The sequence below is a fragment of the Solirubrobacter ginsenosidimutans genome (assembly GCF_027587205.1).
The window spans coordinates 130,732-148,140 of the sequence record NZ_JAPDOD010000009.1; the positions used below are offsets into that span (position 1 = coordinate 130,732).

The following is a 17,409-nucleotide window of genomic DNA, read 5'->3' on the forward strand; positions in this document are numbered from 1 at the left end:
CCAGCGTGAGCGCCTACCAAGGGCAGCGTTAGAGATCCGTCCGATCATTGGGCGCGGCAGTATCGAGGGTTGAGATGAGCGCTGCAAACGACATCGTCCCCGGCTCGCTGACCAGTGCGAGCCGGGGACGAGTGACGCGGTCCGCGGCCCGCGGCGGCCTCAGCGGCCGCCGCGGACCACGGCATCCTCACGGTGCTGTCGTCGACAGCGTGAACGTCAGGGTCTTGGAGTACGAGCCCGAGCGCAGGGCGTCGTTGGCGGCGATCGGCTGCTGGAACTGCAGCGTCACCGCGTCATGGCTGATCTCCATCGGGTAGGTCAGGAGCGTCAGCGGGTTGGCGGACACGTCGGCGAACGTGGTACTCGGGTTCGCCACGTTGGTCGCCCGCGCCTTGATCGCCTGCGCCAGCACCGAGGTGCCGTTGCCGTTGACCAGGTGGCCCGGGGCGATGGTGCCGATGTCGGACACCGTCAGCGTCGCGTTGCCGGCCGTCGAGACGATGTCGGCCGTCGTTTGCGCGTCGTAGGTCTTGGCGACGCCGGCGACGAACTGGCCGAAGCCGGGCGCCGTCGCGCCGAGGACCAGCGACAGGGTCGGGGTGACCGTGGCGCCGATCGTGGTGGAGACCGTCGGCGGAACCTCGACCGTGACGTCCTTGCTGGACGTCGTGTTGTCGGCGTAGGTCACCGTCAGCGTGGCCTTGTGGGTCCCGCCGGTCTTGTAGATGTGGCTGGCGGTGGCACCGGTCGCGGTGCCGCCGTCGTCGAACGTCCAGGCGTACGAGATGCCGCCGGACTTGCCGATGTTGAAGTTCACCATCGTCGACGTCGTCGTCGCGGCCTGGGGATCCGGGCCCGGCGTGTCGTCGCCACCGACGTAGGAGAACTTCCACAGGCCGGTGTTGTTGTTGGAGATCGTGAAGTTCGAGCCCGAGTAGCTGGCGACGTAGAGGTCGCCGTCGGGACCGAAGTCCAGGTCGATGGTCCGGTTCGCCCCGAAGAGGCTCGTCGGGATGATGCCGTAGAGCGAGTCGGCCGAGATCGGCAGGCCGCCCTTGGTGTCGTTCGCCGGGTCCATCAGGAGCGCGTGACGGATGTTGTTCGCGCCCGCGAAGTCCGACAGGAACCAGCGGCCATCCCAGTAGGCGGGCCACGCGTTGGGCGCGCTACCGGCCGGCTTGCGGTAGATGCCGGCCGTCATCGGGGCCTGGCTGCCACCGAAGGCGAACGGGCACTCGCGGTACACGGCCGGGGCCGCGGTGGTGTTGCTGTTGGCCGGGACGACGATCACGCCGTTGGCGTTGCGCTGGTAGTTCGTGCAGCCGCCGTTCTGGCCGTACCAGATGTTCGTCGGCTTCGGGGCCGGGATGTCCGTCAGGCCCGTGTTGTACGGCGAGTCGTTGGGCAGGGACTTGCTGCAGTCCCAGTACGCGCCCGTCTGACCGTCGGCGCCGCCGCCGACCGTGCCGCGGATGTTGTCGGAGAGGTTGGCTCCGGCGCCGCCGTTGCTGGCCGAGGGGTTCGGGAGCTTCGCGCGGTAGTTGAGGCGGTTGCCGCCCTGGCAGTAGGGCCAGCCGTAGTTGCCGGCCGCGCCCAGGAGCGCCGCGTTCTCGGTCTTGGACGTGCCGTACGTGGTGCTGTCGGTGCCCTGGTCCGGGCCGACCCACGCGGTCGCGACCTTGTCGGTCTTGGAGTCGACGTCGATCGAGTACAGGTTGCGCGTACCCATGGCGAACACCTCGGGCTTGGCCTTGCCGTCCTTGACCGCCTGGCTGTCGGGCGGGAAGAGCTGCGGGCCGTTTGGCGCACTTGCGTCAGGGATCGTGTACGTCGTCCCGATGCCTGGCGTGTCACCCGGATCCGCCATCGGATGGATCCGGAGCAGCTTGCCTTCGTAGGCATTGGTGTTGCCCGACGTCTGCCGGGCATCGCCATAGCTGATGTGACCGCATCGCGCCTCACCGCCTACGGTCTTGTCCGCACATGGCTGAGTGATGCCGCAGCCGGTCGCGGTGTAGACGTTGGTGGGCGTGCCGGGGCACGGGACCGTGAACGTCGGGTCGGAGTTCTGGTAGCCGCCGTTGGTGGCGTTCGGCGTGTTGCCCGTGTTGTCGCCGGTGGCGAAGTACAGGTTGCCCTTGGAGTCGAAGTCCATCGAGCCGCCGAGGTGGCAGCAGGAGAAGACCTGCGTCATCCAGTGCAGGATGACCTTCTCGGAGCCGGGCACGAGCGACTTGGTCGCGTTGTCGTACGTGAAGCGCGACAGGCGACGCTCGCCCATGTAGTCGGGCCGGACGAAGCCCGGGCCGAAGGACTTGGCGCCACCCTGCATCGAGCCGACGGGGTAGCCCTGCTCGCCGCCGAAGTACGGGTGGTACTGGATGTAGATGTACGGACGGCCGTTGGTGAAGTCCGGATCCAGGGAGATGCCGAGGATGCCCTGCTCCGTCTTGGACGTCGCGCCGGTTTCCTGGCCGCCGCCCTTGGCGCCGAAGACCTGCAGCTCGCCGATCTTGGTGACCTTGGCCGGATCCTGGTTCTCAGTGCCCGCGCCGGGGGTGCTCGGATCCCACACGTGCAGCGTGCCGCAGCCGAGCGCGACGTTCGTCGTCGCCCAGTTGTTGATCTGGCTCTGACCCTGCGAGCAGACCGCGCGGCCGGCGTAGAACACGCGGCCGTCCTTGGCGATCGACATGCCGTCGATCTCGCCGACGTACGCGTTCGACGTCGTCGTCGGGTTCGGCGGGGTCAGCCGCGTGGTGCGGTAGTTGGACGTGATGGTCGCCTTGCAGTTGCCGCGGGTCATGCCCGAGGCCCACTGGATGGCGCCGAGGATGTGGCCGGTGATGTCGCTGTCGGACCACGCGGCGGTCGTGCCGCCGAGGCCGGTGTAGAACGAGCGGCCGGACTGGATGTCACGACACCAGGAGACCGGGCGCTCGAGCTGCGGCTGGTTGGTGTTGGTCGTGCCCGTGAAGCGGGTGACCGCGTCATTGGTGACCGTCGAGCCGTCCGGGACGCGGTTGAAGCGCACGCGGGCGACGGTGTGGACATTGCCCGTCGGGTTGTTGGTCCACGAGTACCACGAGTCGGTGTAGTCCTTCTTGAGCAGCGGGAGCGCCTTGGTCGCCGGGTGGACCCGGTCGAGGAACTCGACGTCCTGCGACGACGTGGTGGCCGCGCCCGCGGTGCGCGCGGCGCCCGTGAGGCCGATGAGCTGGTCGAAGAACGCGTTGCCCTGCTCGAGCAGCGCCGTCTCGCCGATACCGACGAAGCCGCCGCCGTTCTGCACGTAAGACTGAAGCGCGGACTCCCCGGCGGTGTCGAGCACGTCGCCCGAGGAGTTCACGAACACGACGGCGCGGTAGCCCGCGAGCTTCGTCGCATTGATGTCCGTCGCTGCCGCGGTCGTGTCGACCGTGAAGTTGTTCGTCGTTCCGAGCGCCTTGATCGCGTTGGCCGCGTCAGCGCTAACTGGATTCGCTGTTCCTGCCGTGCCGGTGAAGACCAGCACCTTTCCTGCGTCCGCAAGTGCGGGCGCAGCCCCTGCTGCGGCGGTCGCGAGCATCGCGCCTGCTAGCGCGAGCGACCGACGCACCCTCCGTGAGACAGGCGGCACTGCCGCCCTGGACATTCCCATCCCCACTCCCTCCTCCGGAGACATAACCCCCGTCCCCCCGCACTGCGGCAGGGACGCCCCAGACTTTCCGATCTGGCGCGGCCGATGCTAATCGCCTTCGTACCGGGTGTCAACGGACTTTTGCGTCTAAAGCTCGCAAAAGGCAAATACCTCTCATGAGGACTTTTCATGTGTCCGTTCCACTCATCTGCCCGGCTAGGCTGGCGCTCGGTCATCGAGGTTTGAGGAGAGCCATGCGCAGAGCGCAATTGAGGGCAGCAGCCAGTGTCCCGTTGGTCGCGGTGATGCTCGCCGGCTGCGGCGGAGACAAAGATCCGCCCAAGGTCACCGCGGGCAAAATCGTCAGCGGGGACACGGAAAACGGCATGAAGCTCAAGGTCGAGACGTTCGTCCCGGCGGCGTCTGACCCGACGCTGAAGAGCCTCGAAGCGTTCCGAGCCAAGAGCGGCTATCCGGCGGTCGACTACCACCGGGTGACGGCGGACAACACGAAGGGCGCCATCCCCGACCGCATCCGCGATGTCACCTTCGCCAAGGATGCCAACGCGATCGCGACGGGGCAGGGCACCGAGGCACGTTTTGCGTGCGACGCGTTGCAATATGAGTGGCCGCCGGTGGAGCCGCGCACCACGACGCAGACGTACGACGAGCTTATGAAGAAGGTCTGCGCGATTCAGCCCAACAAGGCGGACTCGGTGGCCCCGGGCTCCCGCGCGGTGTACTACCTCGTCACCGACCGCTCGTTCGGCCAGCGCGGGATTCGCGGGATGAGCATCTTCGGGCCCCGCTCCGAGCAGCTGAAGTAGACGCCGGCGCCGCGACGGTCGAGTGACCGCCGCGGCGCCTGACGTGACTGCCTTACGGCGTCGTCGTCGAGAGCGTGAACGTCAGCGACTTGCTGTACGTCCCGCTCCGCAGCGGCTCGTTGGCGCTGACCGACTGCTTGAACGAGATCGTCACGGCGTCGTGGGCGATCTCCTTCGCGTAGGTCAGGATCGTCAGCGGCGTCGCGAGCCCGGTCACCGGCGCGAAGACCGACGTCGGGTGCGCGGCGTTGGTCGCCTGCGCCTGGATCGGCTGCTGCAGCGAGCGATCCCCGTTGATGAGGTGCCCGACCGCGTCGGCGCTCGCGTCGTAGACGGTGAGCGTCGCGTCGCCGGCAGTGCTCGTGATGTCGGCCGACAGCGTCGCCGTGTAGTCACCCGCGATGCCCGGCACCAGCCCGCCGAAGACCGGCGAGTTGCCCAGGATGAGCGACAGCGTCGGGGAGACGTTGCCGGTGACGTTGCCCGTCGTGACCGTCTGCGTGGGCGTCGGGGTCGGGGTGGGCGACGGCGTGGGTGTGACGGTCGGTGTGGCCGTCGGCGTCGGCGTGGGTGTCGGCGTCGGCGTGGGAGTCGGCGTCGGCGTGGGTGTCGGCGTCGGCGTGGGAGTCGGCGTCGGCGTGGGAGTCGGCGTCGGCGTGGGAGTCGGCGTCGGCGTGGGTGTCGGCGTCGGCGTGGGTGTCGGCGTCGGCGTGGGAGTCGGCGTCGGAGTCGGCGTCGGCGTCGGCGTCGGCGTCGGCGTGGGAGTCGGCGTCGGCGTGGGAGTCGGCGTCGGCGTAGGAGTCGGCGTCGGCGTAGGAGTCGGCGTCGGCGTAGGAGTCGGCGTCGACACCGCCTGGACGATGACCGTGCCGGTCATCTCCGGGTGCGTCCCGCAGACGAACGTGTACGTGCCCGGCGTGGTGAAGGTGCAGTAGCCCTCCCAGCCCGACGGCTGCGCGAACGCCGGCATCGGGGGCGCATCGTTGGGGTCGACGCTGCCGACCACCGTGGCGGCCTTCGTCTGCGGGCACAGCGCGGGCGCCGGTCCGCTCGGGAAGGTCACGTTGTGCGCGCTCGTGCCGGACGGGTACGCGAACGTCACCCGCTCACCGGCCGTGATCGTGACGCTGTTGTCCGTCTCGCTGGACTGCGAGGCGTCCTGGAACCAGTTGTGCGTGCCGTCGTGCGCGTCGATGCGCGGGCCGGTCGGCGTCGCGGTCGGCGTGGGCGTCGCGGTCGGCGTGGGCGTCGGCGTCGCGGTCGGCGTGGGCGTCGGCGTCGCGGTCGGCGTCGGCGTGGGCGTCGCGGTCGGCGTCGGCGTAGGCGTCGCGGTCGGCGTCGGCGTAGGCGTGGGCGTCGAGGTCGGCGTGGCCGTCGGCGTCGGCGTCGGCGTCGCCGAGTCCGACACGACGATCGTGCCCGTCATCTCGGCGCCGTGCGCCGAGCAGAAGAACGTGTAGGTGCCCGCCTTGTTGAACGTGCAGTAGCCCTGCCAGCCGGGCGGGATCGGGAAGGCCGGCATCGGCGCGACGCCGTCGGCGTCCAGCGGCGTGCCGACGGCGTCAGGCGACTGCACCGTCTGGTTGCAGACGCTCGGCGTCGGGCTTTCGTCGAAGAAGACGACGTTATGCGGCGCGAAGTTGGAGTCGCTGCCCGACGGCGACCGGAAGGTCACGGTGCCGCCGACCGCGATCTCGACCTGACTATCGCCCGTGGTGCCCGCGTCGTCCTGGAAGAAGTTGTCCCCCGTGTGGAAGGCGGCCGTAGGCGGCGCAGCGGACTGAACCGCGTCTGTTGGTTGCCCCCAAGCCAAGGCCGGTACGCCCACGACGGCGACCGCCGCGCATACCAACCACGGCAAGAACGTCTTCCTCATACCGACAACTTCCCCCTCCGATGGACTGCGAACCGCGCGGAAGCCTACGGACGCACCCAGCACAAGTCAACGACTTTTGCGCACCTAACCCGCAAAAGTTAGAGCGAGATGAAACTCAGTGACGACGCACGGCCAAAACTGCGGACGCGACGGTCCGGTTTCCCGCCGCGTCGACCGCGGTGAACGCGAGCGAGATCCGCAGCGAGCGCGCGCGCTCGACCGCTCGCCTCGCGCGCGTGGAGAGTCGCAGCCCGACCGCGGTCCGCGCCCGCGCGCCGAGCTTCTTGCGCACGTGGCCGAGCTCACGCGTCCCACCGAGCCCGAGCCGCCGTGCGGTGGTGCGGTCAACGGACGCCACGACGGTGAAGGTGCAGGCCTCCGAGCAACGGGCCTCGACCCGCACGCCGTGGGCGAGCAGCGCCGTCCGGGTCGCCGACCGCGGCGTGGCGGCGAGCCCCGGCGGCGACCGGTCCACCGTCCGCGGCCCAGGCGTCGCGGTCGGGAGCGGGGCGGCGCTGGGCGTGGGTTCGGCGGTCGGAAGCGCTGTCGCGCCCGGTGTAGCAGTCGCGGTGGCCGCGGGCGTCGCGGTCGCGGTCGGCGTGGCCGTCGCGGTCGCCGTGAAAGTCGGCGTGGCGGTCGCAGTCGTCGTCGCCGTGGCCGTCGCGGTGACCGTCGGCGTGGCGGTCGCCGTCACCGTTGCCGTCGCCGTAGCGGTCGGCGTCGGGGTGGCCGCGGCGAGCACGCTCAGCGTCGTGTAGCGGATACCGACATCTCCACCCGGATCGCGCGCCTCGAGCCCGATGTCGTGATCCCCGGCCGCGAATGCGGCCGACACGGTTTTGCCGGTTCCGTCGTCAAATACCCCGTCGTCGTCGAGGTCCCAGGCGAGCGTCGGCTCCGCGCCTCCGTCGGGGTCCGTCGCCGCGGCGGTCAGCGTCACCGGCTGATCCGCCTCCGGCGTGTCGTCGGACGTCGAGAACGCCGCGACCGGCGGGCGCGTCCCCGCCGTCACGGTGCGAGCGACCGTGGTCACGCCGCCGCCGCCCTCGACCCGCACCCGGAGCGTGTACTCGCCCGGGGCCGGCGGCGTGAACGTCGCCGGGTCGTCGAAGGCGCCGTCGCCATCGGTGTCCCACGCGACCGTGGCGCCATCCGGAACGTCCGCGCCCAGCGGCGTCGGCTGCCCCGCGACCAGCGGACCGATCTCAAGCCGCACATCCGGCGCGAGGGCTGCGGTCGTCGGCTCGATCTCAGCGGTCCGGACGCCCGAACGCCCGGTCGGATCGGTCGCCCGCACCGCGATCGTGATCGGGCCCGGATCGGGAAACGTCCACTCGTACTCGCCGCCCACCACCGCGGGCACCTCGTCGAACGCGCCGTCGCCGTCGAGGTCGAACGTGAGCGAGACCGGATCGTCTTCCGGATCGAGCCCCGCGGCCGCGAACCGGGTCGGCAGGCCGGCGCGGATCACCGGCGGCAGGTCCAGCGCGGTCACCGCGGGAGCGATGCCGGCATCCGCGACGACCGTGACGGTTCGCATCGCCACACGACCCGCCGCGGTCCGTGCCCGCACCGCGAACGTCCCGGCCGTGCCGAACGCGTACGCGGGTGTCTCCCCCACCGCATCGTCGAAGGCGCCGTCGGCATCCATGTCCCACGCCACCGCACCGGGCGCGCTGAACGCCGTGGCCACGCCCGGCCGCACGGGCCCGGTCGGCGGTGCGATCTCAAACGGCGGGCCCGCGAGCGTGTCGACCTGCACGCTTTCGCGACTCACCGCCCGCAGCCCTTCGTCGTCGCGCGCCTGCACACCCACCTGGTGCAGGCCGGCGGCGGCGAAGGTCGTCATCACGCTCGTGGCCTGGCCGGCCTCGGTCTCGTACGTCCCGTCGCCGTCGAGGTCGAACGCCAGGCCCACGTCCGGCCCGTCAGGGTCGATCGCGGTGGCGGATACGACGACCGGCTCGCCCGGCCGCGGCACGGCCGGCGTGACCGCGACCTCGACGCGCGGTGGGAGGTTGTCCCGATGCACCTGCAGTGTGGTCGTCAGCGTCGCCGTCGCCCCTGCGTCGTCGACGATGCGCGCGTGCAACGTGTGGGTACCGACGATCGGGTCTCGCAGTCCATGCTCGACGTGCGCCACGTCGCCGGTCGCGAACGAGAATTGCTGCTCGTAGACGCCGTCGCCGTCGAGGTCGAGGTCGATGCGCACGACCTGCCCGTCCGCGTCGGTCCCGTCGACGACCACGTCGGTCACCCGCGCCGGCCCCGGCGAAGGCGTCAGGACCTCGAACCGCCCTCCCGGACGCACGTTGGCGGCGTGCACCGCGAGCGTGTGCGTCTCGACTCCATGGCGCCCGTCCGCGTCGGTCGCGCGCACCGCAACGGTGGCGGTGCCCGTGGCGAACGTCGTGGTGATGTGGGCGCCGTTGCCATCGTCGTACTCGCCGTCGCCGTCCAGGTCCCACGCGTACGTGACTCCGCGGCCCGGGCTCGCCGCCGAGAGCACGACGGGCGAGCCGGCATGCGGTGCCGCCGGCGCCGTGGCGATCGACGGCGAGGGCCGCCGCGCGTCGCAGCGCCCGACGGCGGTCGTCGACGAGTCGCAGACGGTCACCTCGCGCGCGGGCGCGACTGACGGGAGCGCGACCGCACCGATCACACCCGCAACCGCGGCCACGCGACGAAGGACCCTGAACATCCGGCAGTCACCGTAGCCCGCCCCGGCCACGCGGAGACGCGTTTACACGACCGCCGTCGCCTCGATCTCGACTTTCGCCTCGGCCTCGACCAGCGCGACGACCTGCACGACGGCCATCGCGGGGAAGTGGCGGCCCATGACGTCGCGATACGCCGCGCCGATCTCCTTCTGGCGCGCGAGGTAGTCCTCGCGGTCCGTGATGAACCAGGTCAGCCGCGCGACGTGCTCGGGCTTGGCGTCGGCCTCGGCGAGCACGGCGACGATGTTCAGCAGCGCCTGGCGGACCTGGCCGGCGAGATCCGGCGCGAAGACGCCGCGCGAGTCCCAGCCGATCTGCCCGCCCACGAACACCAGGCGCCCCTCGGCGAGCATGCCGTTGGCGTACCCGCGCGGCTCCGGCCAGCCGGGCGGCTGCAGGCGCCTCACGACGAACGCTCCCGCAGCACGTTGCGCTGCACCTTCCCCGTGGGGGTGCGCGGCAGCGCGTCGACGAACTCGATCCGGCGCGGGTACTTGTAGGGCGCGATCAGCGCCTTGACGTGATCCTGCAACACACCCGCCTCGACCGCTTCGGAGACCACGACATATGCCTTGACGACGTGCCCGCGCTCGCTGTCGGGCGTGGCGACGACCGCGCATTCGGTGACGAGCGGGTGCTCGAGCAGGGCCGCCTCGACCTCGAAGCCGGAGATGTTGTACCCGGAGGAGATGATCATGTCGTCGGTGCGCGCCTGGAACCAGAAATAGCCGTCCGCGTCCATCGAGAACGCGTCGCCGGTCAGGTTCCAGCCGTCGCGGACGTAGGCCGATTGCCGCGGGTCGTCGAGATAGCGGCAGCCGGTCGGCCCGCGCACCGCGAGCTTGCCGACCGCGCCGGGCGGCAGCGTGCGCATGTCCTCGTCGACGATCCGCGCCTCGTAGCCGGGCACCGGCCGCCCGCAGGAGCCCGGCCGCGACTCGGCGGCCGGGGAGCCGATGAAGATGTGCAGCATCTCGGTCGAGCCGATCCCGTCGACGATGCGGATGCCGGTCTTCTCGTACCACGCCTCGGCGACCGCGGCCGGCAGCGGCTCACCCGCGCTGACGCACGTGCGCAGGCAGTCCGGCACCTCCTGCGCGAGCATCGAGCGGTACGCCGTCGGCGCGGTGAAGAGCGTGGTGATCCCGCGCTCGCCGATCGCGTGCAGCATGTCACCGGGCTTGGCGACGGGCGCGGTCGAGGCGCCGAAGCGCAGCGGGAAGAGCACGAGGCCGCCGAGGCCGAAGGTGAACGCCAGCGGCGGCGTGCCGCTGAAGATGTCGCTCGGCTGCGGGTCCAGTACCCGCTTGGCGAACGTGTCGCACGACGCCAGCAGGTCGCGGTGGAAGTGCACGCACCCCTTGGGCGCCCCGGTCGTGCCGGAGGTGAAGGCGATGATCGCGACGTCGTCGGCGGCCGTGTCGGCGGGCTCGAACGCCCCGCGCGCCGGGAGGTCCTCGAGCGCGAGGACGCGGAGCGGGGCGGCGACATCGCCGCCCGCGGGCGCGACGCCCACCAGCTCGCCCGCCCGCACCACCTCACCCGCCAACTCGCGCGGCGCGAGCGCGACCGACGGACGTGCCTTCGCGATCACCTTGGCGATCTCCCCCGCCCGCAGCAGTGGCATCGTCGCCACCACGATCCCGCCCGCGAGCAGGATCCCCAGCCACGCCGCGATCGCCTCGGCCGTGTTCGGCGAGTGCAGCAGCACGCGCTCGCCCGGCTCGACGCGCAACTCCGCCGCGACCGCCGAGGCCCGCTCGCCCAGTTCCTCGTAGCTCCACCCACCGGCGATCGCGACACCCTCGTGGCGCAGCAGTTCGACCGCCGCGTTGACGCGCGAAGGCCCGTCGAGCACCAGCAGATCCGGCCAGGCATCAGCCGGCGGCAGGTGGTCGCGGGCGAACGTGTCGGTCATCGCAGGAGCTCCCGGGCGATGATCAGCTGCTGCACCTCGGACGCACCCTCGTAGATCCGCAGCGCGCGGATCTCGCGGTAGAGCGTCTCGACGGGATGACCGGCGGTGACGCCGAGGGCGCCGTGCAGCTGGACCGCCGCGTCGATCGTGCGCTGGGCGGACTCGGTCGCGTGCAGCTTGGCCATCGCCGCCTCGCGCGTGACCCGCCCGCCGTGGGTGTCCTTCGCCCACGCCGCGCGATAGACGAGCAGCGCGCTGGCATCGATCCCCAGCGCCATCTCGGCCAGCTTGGCCTGCACGAGCGGCAACTCGGCCATCGGACCACCGAACAGCTCACGCGAGCGCACGCGCGCGAGCGACTCGTCCAGCGCCCGCCGCGCAAAGCCCAGAGCGGCCGCGCCGACCGTGGAGCGGAAGACGTCCAACGTCGACAGCGCCACCTTCATCCCCGCCCCGGGCGGGCCGAGTGGCTCCGCCGGCGTGTCGTCGAAGACGAGCGTCGCCAGCGGGTGCGGCGCGATGACATCGATGCGCTCGGCGATCTCCACCTCCGACGCCTCGACGATGAACGCGCTGATCCCGGCCTCACCCCGTGCGAACACGGTGTAGAAGTCCGCGATCCCGCCGTTGGAGATCCACGTCTTCGTCCCGGTGAGCCGGCCGCCCGACGCCGTCGTCGTCATCGCCGCCACGTCGGAGCCGGCGTCCGGCTCCGACAAGGCGAACGCCGCGATCTTCTCCCCGCGCGCGACCGCGGGCAGGTAGCGCGCCCGCTGGTCGTCCGTGCCGAACAGCGAGATCGGGCCGGAACCGAGCCCCTGCATCGCGAACGCGAAGTCCGCCAGTCCGTCGTAGCGGGCGAGGGTCTCGCGCGCGAGACACAACGTGCGCACGTCCAATGCCGGGCCCACCGCGTGCGAGAGCCAGCCGTCCCGTGCCAGCGAACGCACGAACCCGCGGCAGCGCGCGTCCAGGTCCTCCTCGACCGCGTCCGGCAGGTGCGCGGCGGCGAACGCCGCGAACTCGCGGTGGCGCTCCTCGAAGAACGGCCACTCAATCACCTTCGAAGACCGGCCTCTCCTTCGCCAGGAACGCGTGGTAGGCGCGCTCGAAGTCCTGCGTCTGCATGCAGATCGCCTGTGCCTGCGCCTCGGCCTCGATCGCGGCCGGGAGTGACATGTCCCACTCCTGGTCGAGCATCGTCTTGGTCATCGAGTGCGCGAAGGTCGGCCCGGACGCGAGCTGCGCCGCCAGGTCGAACGCCGCCTCCTCCACCGGGTCGGCCAGGCGATTGAGGAAGCCCCAGCGCTCGGCCTCCTCGGCGCCCATCGAGCGCCCCATGTAGAGCAGCTCGGCGGCGCGGCCCTGACCGATGATCCGCGGCAGCATCGCGCACGCGCCCATGTCACATCCCGCGAGGCCCACGCGCGTGAACAGAAACGCGATCTTCGCCCGCGGCGTGCCGAGCCGCATGTCGGAGGCCGTGGCGATCATCGCCCCCGCCCCCACGCAGACGCCGTCGATCGCCGAGATCACGGGCTGGGGACACGAGCGGATCGCCTTCACCAGGTCACCGGTCATGCGGGTGAAGCGCAGCAGGCCACGCATGTCCATCTCGGTCAGCGGGCCGATGATGTCGCGCACGTCGCCGCCGGAGCAGAAGTTGCCCTCGGACCCGGAGATGACGATCACCTTGACATCGTCCTCGTAGGACAAGGCTCGGAACGTGTCGCGCAGCTCGGCGTAGGACTCGAACGTCAGCGGGTTCTTGCGCTCCGCGCCGGTCAGGGTCACGTGCCCGACGCCGTCGCGCAGCTCCCACGCGAAGTGCTCGGCCGTGATCATTGCTGGATCCCGCCGCCGTCCATGATCAGCGACTGGCCGTTGATCGCACCCGCCTCCGGTGCGGCGAAGAACGCGACCGCGAACGCCACCTCCTCGGGCTCGATCAGCCGCCCCAGCGCGGCCATCTTCGCCAGCGCCTCCTCCCCGTTTGCGCGCCCGGTGCGTGCCTCGATGTTCGCGATCGTGGCGTCGGTCATGTCGCTGCGGACGTACGCCGGACAGACCGAGTTGGCGGTCACGCCCGTGCCGGCGACCTCCGCCGCGACCGAGCGCATGAACCCCATGACCGCGTGCTTGGAGGCGGTGTAGCCCGACGTGTAGCGCGAGCCGACGTGGCTGGCGAGCGACGCGACCGTGACGATCCGGCCGAAGTCCCGCGAGCGCATGCCCTCGAGCACCGCGCGCGTGCACAGGAACGCGCCGGTGGCGTTGACGTCCAGCTGGCGGTGCCACTCGTCGAGCGTCGTGCGCTTCAGCGGCGCGCTGGAGGAGACGCCGGCGTTGTTGACCAGCACGTCGACCGGGCCGAGCTCGCCGAAGACGCGCGCGACCGCGGCCTCGTCGGTCACGTCGAGATCCGCGCTGGCGAGCGGGACGACGTCATGGCCGAGCGCCTCGAAGTGCGCCGTGATCGACGTGCCGATCCCGCGCTTGCCGCCGGTGATCACGACCTTCACGCGGGTACCTCGTCGAAGCGGCGCAGCGGCATCCGGCGCACGTCCTTGCCGGTGTTCGGCGCGCGCGACCCTGACCGGTACTGCGGGATCCAGTGCATGTCGACTCCCTGTTCGGCGGCGGCGTGCAGGGTCCAGTGCGGATCCCACAGATGCGGGCGAGCGAGTGCGCAGAGGTCGGCGCGGCCCGCGAGGATGATCGTGTTCACGTCGTCGTAGCTGGAGATCGCGCCGACGGCGATCACCGGGATGCCCGCCTCGTGGCGGATCCGGTCGGCGTACGGCGTCTGGTAGGAGCGGCCGTACGCGGGCTGCTGGTCGGGCGAGACCTGGCCGGTCGAGACGTCGACGATGTCACAGCCCGCCTCCACCAGCCGCCGCGCGAACGCGACCGCGTCGTCGCCGTCGAAGCCGCCATCCACCCAATCGGTGGCGCTGATCCGCGCGCTCATCGGCTTCTCGGCCGGCCAGACGGCACGGCACGCCGCGAACACCTCGAGCGGGAACTTCGCGCGATCGGTCCCGTACTCGTCGGAGCGCACATTGGTGAGCGGAGAGAGGAACTCGCTCAGCAGGTACCCGTGCGCCATGTGGATCTCGAGCAGGTCGAAGCCGGCCGCGTCCGCCCGCCGGGTCGCGCGCACGAAGTCCTCGCGGACCGCATCCAGGTCCGCGCGGGTCATCTCGCGCGGGACCTGACTCACACCGGGCAGGTACGGCAGCGGCGACGGGGCGATCAGCGGCCAGTTGCCCTCGGGCAGCGGCTGATCCTCGCCCTCCCACAACACCTGTGTCGACCCCTTGCGACCCGCGTGCCCGAGCTGGCACCCGATCGCGGCGCGCGAGTGCTCGTGCACGAACTCGACGATCCGGCGCCACGCGCCCACGTGCTCATCCGCATAGAGCCCGCCGCACCCGGGCGTGATCCGCCCGTCGGCGCTCGTGCAGATCATCTCGGTCATCACCAGCCCGGCGCCGCCGATCGCCCGCGCGCCGAGGTGCACCAGGTGGAAGTCGCCCGGCGTGCCGTCGACGGAGCTGTACATGTCCATCGGCGAGACGACGACGCGGTTGGCCAGCTCCAATCCGCGCAGGCGGAACGGCGTGAACATCGGCACCGCGTCGCCCAGGGACGCCACGAAGTCCGGGTCGCGCATCCGCAGCTCGCCGTGGGTGATGCGGCGCGAGCGCGTGAGCAGGTTGAACGCGAACGTGCGCGGGTCCTGCTTCGTGTAGCGCCCGATGCCTTCGAACCACTCCAGCGACCCCTGCGCGGCGCGCTGCGTGCTCTCGACGATCGGGCGGCGCTCGGCCTCGTAGGCGTCGATGTCGCCGTTGCGGACCGCCCAGGCGAGCGAGATCGCGTCCTCCATGGCCAGCTTGGTCCCGGAGCCGATCGAGAAGTGCGCGGTGTGCGCCGCGTCGCCGAGCAGCACGACGTTCCCGTCGCGCCAACGCTCGTTGCGGACGGTGACGAAGTTGATCCAGCGGGTGCGGTTCTCGACCAGCTCGTAGCCGAAGAGCGCCTCGCACGCCGCCTTGTCGAGCCCCGTCGCGGTGGTCGACTCGACGATGAAGGTGCTCATCGCGTCGCTGTAGGGATAGGCGTGGACCTGCACGACGCCGCGCGGGGTCTCGGCGATCAGGAACGTGAACGCCTCGAACACGTGCGGCGAGCCGAACCACGCGTAGGTCGCGCGGCGCCGGTCGAGCGTGGTGCCGAAGGCGCCTGAGCGCAGCGTGCTGTTGACGCCGTCGGCGGCGACCACCAGGTCCCCGTCCAAAGCGGTCACCTCCGACCGGAACCGCAGGTCCACCCCCAGCTCGGCCGCCCGCGTCTGCAGGATGTGCAGCAGCTGCTTGCGACCCAGCGCCGAGAAGCCGTGGCCGCCGCTGGTGATGACCTCGCCGCGGTAGTGGACGTCGATCTCGCTCCAGCGCACGAACCGCCGCGTGATCTCCGCGTAGGACTCGGGATCGGCGGCCTCGAAGGCGGCAAGCGTCTCGTCGCTGAACACCACGCCGAAGCCAAACGTGTCGTCCGGCGCGTTGCGCTCGTGGACGACCACGTCGTGCGCCGGGTCCAGGCGCTTGAGCAGGATCGAGAGGTACAGCCCACCCGGGCCTCCACCCGCGATCGCGATCCGCATGGCCGGATCATATGCTTCGCCCCTCTATGGCACGACCCGTCACTCTGTTCACCGGCCAGTGGGCCGACCTACCGCTCACCGAGCTCGCCGAGAAGGCCGGCGCCTGGGGCTTCGACGGCCTCGAGCTCGCCTGCTGGGGCGACCACTTCGACGTCGACGCCGCGCTGACCGACGCCAACTACTGCCGCGAGCGGCGCGAGCTGCTCGAGAGCCACGGACTGAACGTCTGGACGATCGGCAACCACCTCGTGGGCCAGGCGGTCTGCGATCGCATCGACTCGCGCCACCAGGGCGTCGTCCCGCCCGACGTCTGGGGTGACGGCGATCCCGAGGGCGTCCGGCAGCGCGCCGCCGAGAAGCTCAAGGACACCGCGCGCGCCGCGGCCCGCTTCGGCGTGACCACGGTCACCGGCTTCACCGGCTCGCCCACCTGGCACATGCTCTACTCGTTCCCGCCCAACGACTTCGAGGAGATCGAGCGCGGCTACGAGGAGTTCGCCGAGCGCTTCTCGCCGATCATCGACGTGTTCGACGCCGAGGGCGTGAAGTTCGCGCTCGAGGTCCACCCCACCGAGATCGCCTACGACTTCGTCACGACGCGCAAGACGCTCGCCGCGCTGGACCACCGCGAAGGTTTCGGCATCAACTTCGACCCGTCGCACTTCGAGCACCAGTTCCTCGACAGCGCCGCGTTCGTCACCGAGTTCGCCGACCGCATCTACCACGTGCACGTCAAGGACTCGATCAAGCGCCTGGACGGGCGCCGGTCGATCCTCGGCTCGCACCTGAACTTCGGCGAAGAGGCGCGCGGCTGGGACTTCGTGTCCCCCGGGCACGGCGATGTCGACTTCGAGGAGCTCTTCCGCGCCCTGAACCGGATCGGGTACCAGGGTCCGCTCTCGATCGAGTGGGAGGACTCCGGCATGGACCGCGACTGGGGCGCGCCGGACGCGCTGGCGTTCGTGCGCTCGACCGACTTCTCGCCCTCCACGGTGGCGTTCGACGCCGCCTTCGAGCGCCCTTAGTCTGAAAGCGTCTGCTGGAGATAGGCGATGTGGGCGCGCATCGCCTTCTCCGCCCCCGCCGACTGGCGCCGGCGCACGGCGCGCTGGATGTCGCGGTGCTGGCGCAGGATCTCGGCGCCGTCGACCCGCGGGGAGATCTTCTCGATCAGATGCGGCTGCAGGACGTCGAGGATCCACCCGGTGAAGGCGAGCAGCAGCTCGTTGCCGGCGGCCTTGGCGAGGATCTGGTGAAAGCGCTTGTCCGCCTCGTTGAACGCCGGGGTGCCCGGCATGTGGTCGGCCGCCTCGTCGATCGCGCCCTGCAGTGCCGCGGCCGTCTCCTCGGTCGCGTTGGCCGCCGCGAGGCCGGCGAGCGGGACCTCGAGGAACATGCGCGCGTCCAGCAGCTCGCTGAGTGACACGGTCTCGGTCGCGAGCATCATCGAGATCGACTCGGTGACGTTGCGGCTCATCCCCTCGCTGGGCGTGCGCGCGACGAAGATGCCGCCGGCGCGCCCCCGGCCGACGCGGATCAGGTGCGAGGAGGCGAGGAGCCGCAGGCCTTCCCGAAGCGTCGGCCGCGAGACGCCGAACTCCGTCGCGAGTTCCTGCTCGGTGCCGATCCGGTCGCCGGGCTGAAGCCCCTCGCGTTCGAGATAGCGCCGGATCTCGAGCGCGATCTGGTGACTCGCATCGACGCTGGCGGGTGCGAAGCGCGGGCTCGGGACCTCTGAGGCGGACATCTGGCGCCCATCCTACGCCAGCCCAATGGTCAA

Annotated in this window: 12 protein-coding genes; 2 read left to right on the forward strand and 10 right to left on the reverse strand. The window is 70.8% G+C overall.

Annotation, left to right across the window (positions count from 1 at the left end; all coding sequences use genetic code 11):
- Nucleotides 1-187 precede the first annotated feature (187 nt).
- Complete coding sequence (locus tag OM076_RS12935) at nucleotides 188-3,568, reverse strand: ThuA domain-containing protein (RefSeq protein WP_270040376.1); 3,381 nt, start codon at nucleotides 3,566-3,568, stop codon at nucleotides 188-190.
- Nucleotides 3,569-3,921: 353 nt separating this feature from the next.
- Between OM076_RS12935 and OM076_RS12940 the strand changes: the two genes are divergently transcribed.
- The gene (locus tag OM076_RS12940; protein ID WP_270040377.1) at nucleotides 3,922-4,446 is read left to right on the forward strand and encodes a hypothetical protein; all 525 of its coding nucleotides are present in this window, start codon (nucleotides 3,922-3,924) and stop codon (nucleotides 4,444-4,446) included.
- A 52-nt stretch (nucleotides 4,447-4,498) separates the two neighbouring features.
- On the opposite strand, the gene OM076_RS12945 is transcribed toward OM076_RS12940, so the two are convergent.
- The 8 genes from OM076_RS12945 to OM076_RS12980 all read right to left on the reverse strand — a co-directional run bounded on the left by OM076_RS12945 (nucleotide 4,499) and on the right by OM076_RS12980 (nucleotide 15,629).
- Nucleotides 4,499-6,322, reverse strand: coding sequence for a plastocyanin/azurin family copper-binding protein (locus tag OM076_RS12945; protein WP_270040378.1), 1,824 nt, complete (start codon nucleotides 6,320-6,322; stop codon nucleotides 4,499-4,501).
- Nucleotides 6,323-6,437: 115 nt separating this feature from the next.
- Entirely contained in the window at nucleotides 6,438-9,023 is a 2,586-nt protein-coding gene (locus OM076_RS12950; protein ID WP_270040379.1) for a PKD domain-containing protein, read from the reverse strand.
- A gap of 42 nt (nucleotides 9,024-9,065) precedes the next feature.
- On the reverse strand, nucleotides 9,066-9,449 hold the full coding sequence (locus tag OM076_RS12955; RefSeq protein ID WP_270040380.1) for a RidA family protein: 384 nt from the start codon (nucleotides 9,447-9,449) through the stop codon (nucleotides 9,066-9,068).
- Complete coding sequence (locus tag OM076_RS12960) at nucleotides 9,446-10,960, reverse strand: AMP-binding protein (protein WP_270040381.1); 1,515 nt, start codon at nucleotides 10,958-10,960, stop codon at nucleotides 9,446-9,448. Before OM076_RS12960 ends, OM076_RS12955 begins: the two co-directional genes overlap by 4 nt.
- Nucleotides 10,957-12,021, reverse strand: a complete 1,065-nt coding sequence (locus OM076_RS46030; protein WP_270040382.1) for an acyl-CoA dehydrogenase family protein — start codon at nucleotides 12,019-12,021, stop codon at nucleotides 10,957-10,959. The genes OM076_RS12960 and OM076_RS46030 overlap by 4 nt, the downstream gene beginning before the upstream one ends.
- Nucleotides 12,014-12,805, reverse strand: coding sequence for an enoyl-CoA hydratase family protein (locus tag OM076_RS12970; protein ID WP_270040383.1), 792 nt, complete (start codon nucleotides 12,803-12,805; stop codon nucleotides 12,014-12,016). The genes OM076_RS46030 and OM076_RS12970 overlap by 8 nt, the downstream gene beginning before the upstream one ends.
- On the reverse strand, nucleotides 12,802-13,482 hold the full coding sequence (locus tag OM076_RS12975) for an SDR family NAD(P)-dependent oxidoreductase (protein WP_270040384.1): 681 nt from the start codon (nucleotides 13,480-13,482) through the stop codon (nucleotides 12,802-12,804). Before OM076_RS12975 ends, OM076_RS12970 begins: the two co-directional genes overlap by 4 nt.
- The gene (locus tag OM076_RS12980) at nucleotides 13,479-15,629 is read right to left on the reverse strand and encodes an oxidoreductase (protein ID WP_270040385.1); all 2,151 of its coding nucleotides are present in this window, start codon (nucleotides 15,627-15,629) and stop codon (nucleotides 13,479-13,481) included. Before OM076_RS12980 ends, OM076_RS12975 begins: the two co-directional genes overlap by 4 nt.
- Nucleotides 15,630-15,655: 26 nt before the next feature.
- Between OM076_RS12980 and OM076_RS12985 the strand changes: the two genes are divergently transcribed.
- Nucleotides 15,656-16,654, forward strand: a complete 999-nt coding sequence (locus OM076_RS12985; RefSeq protein WP_270040386.1) for a sugar phosphate isomerase/epimerase family protein — start codon at nucleotides 15,656-15,658, stop codon at nucleotides 16,652-16,654.
- Here the strand turns inward: OM076_RS12985 and OM076_RS12990 are convergent.
- On the reverse strand, nucleotides 16,651-17,376 hold the full coding sequence (locus tag OM076_RS12990) for a FadR/GntR family transcriptional regulator (RefSeq protein ID WP_270040387.1): 726 nt from the start codon (nucleotides 17,374-17,376) through the stop codon (nucleotides 16,651-16,653). The genes OM076_RS12985 and OM076_RS12990 overlap by 4 nt on opposite strands.
- Between the last annotated feature and the right edge of the window lie 33 nt (nucleotides 17,377-17,409).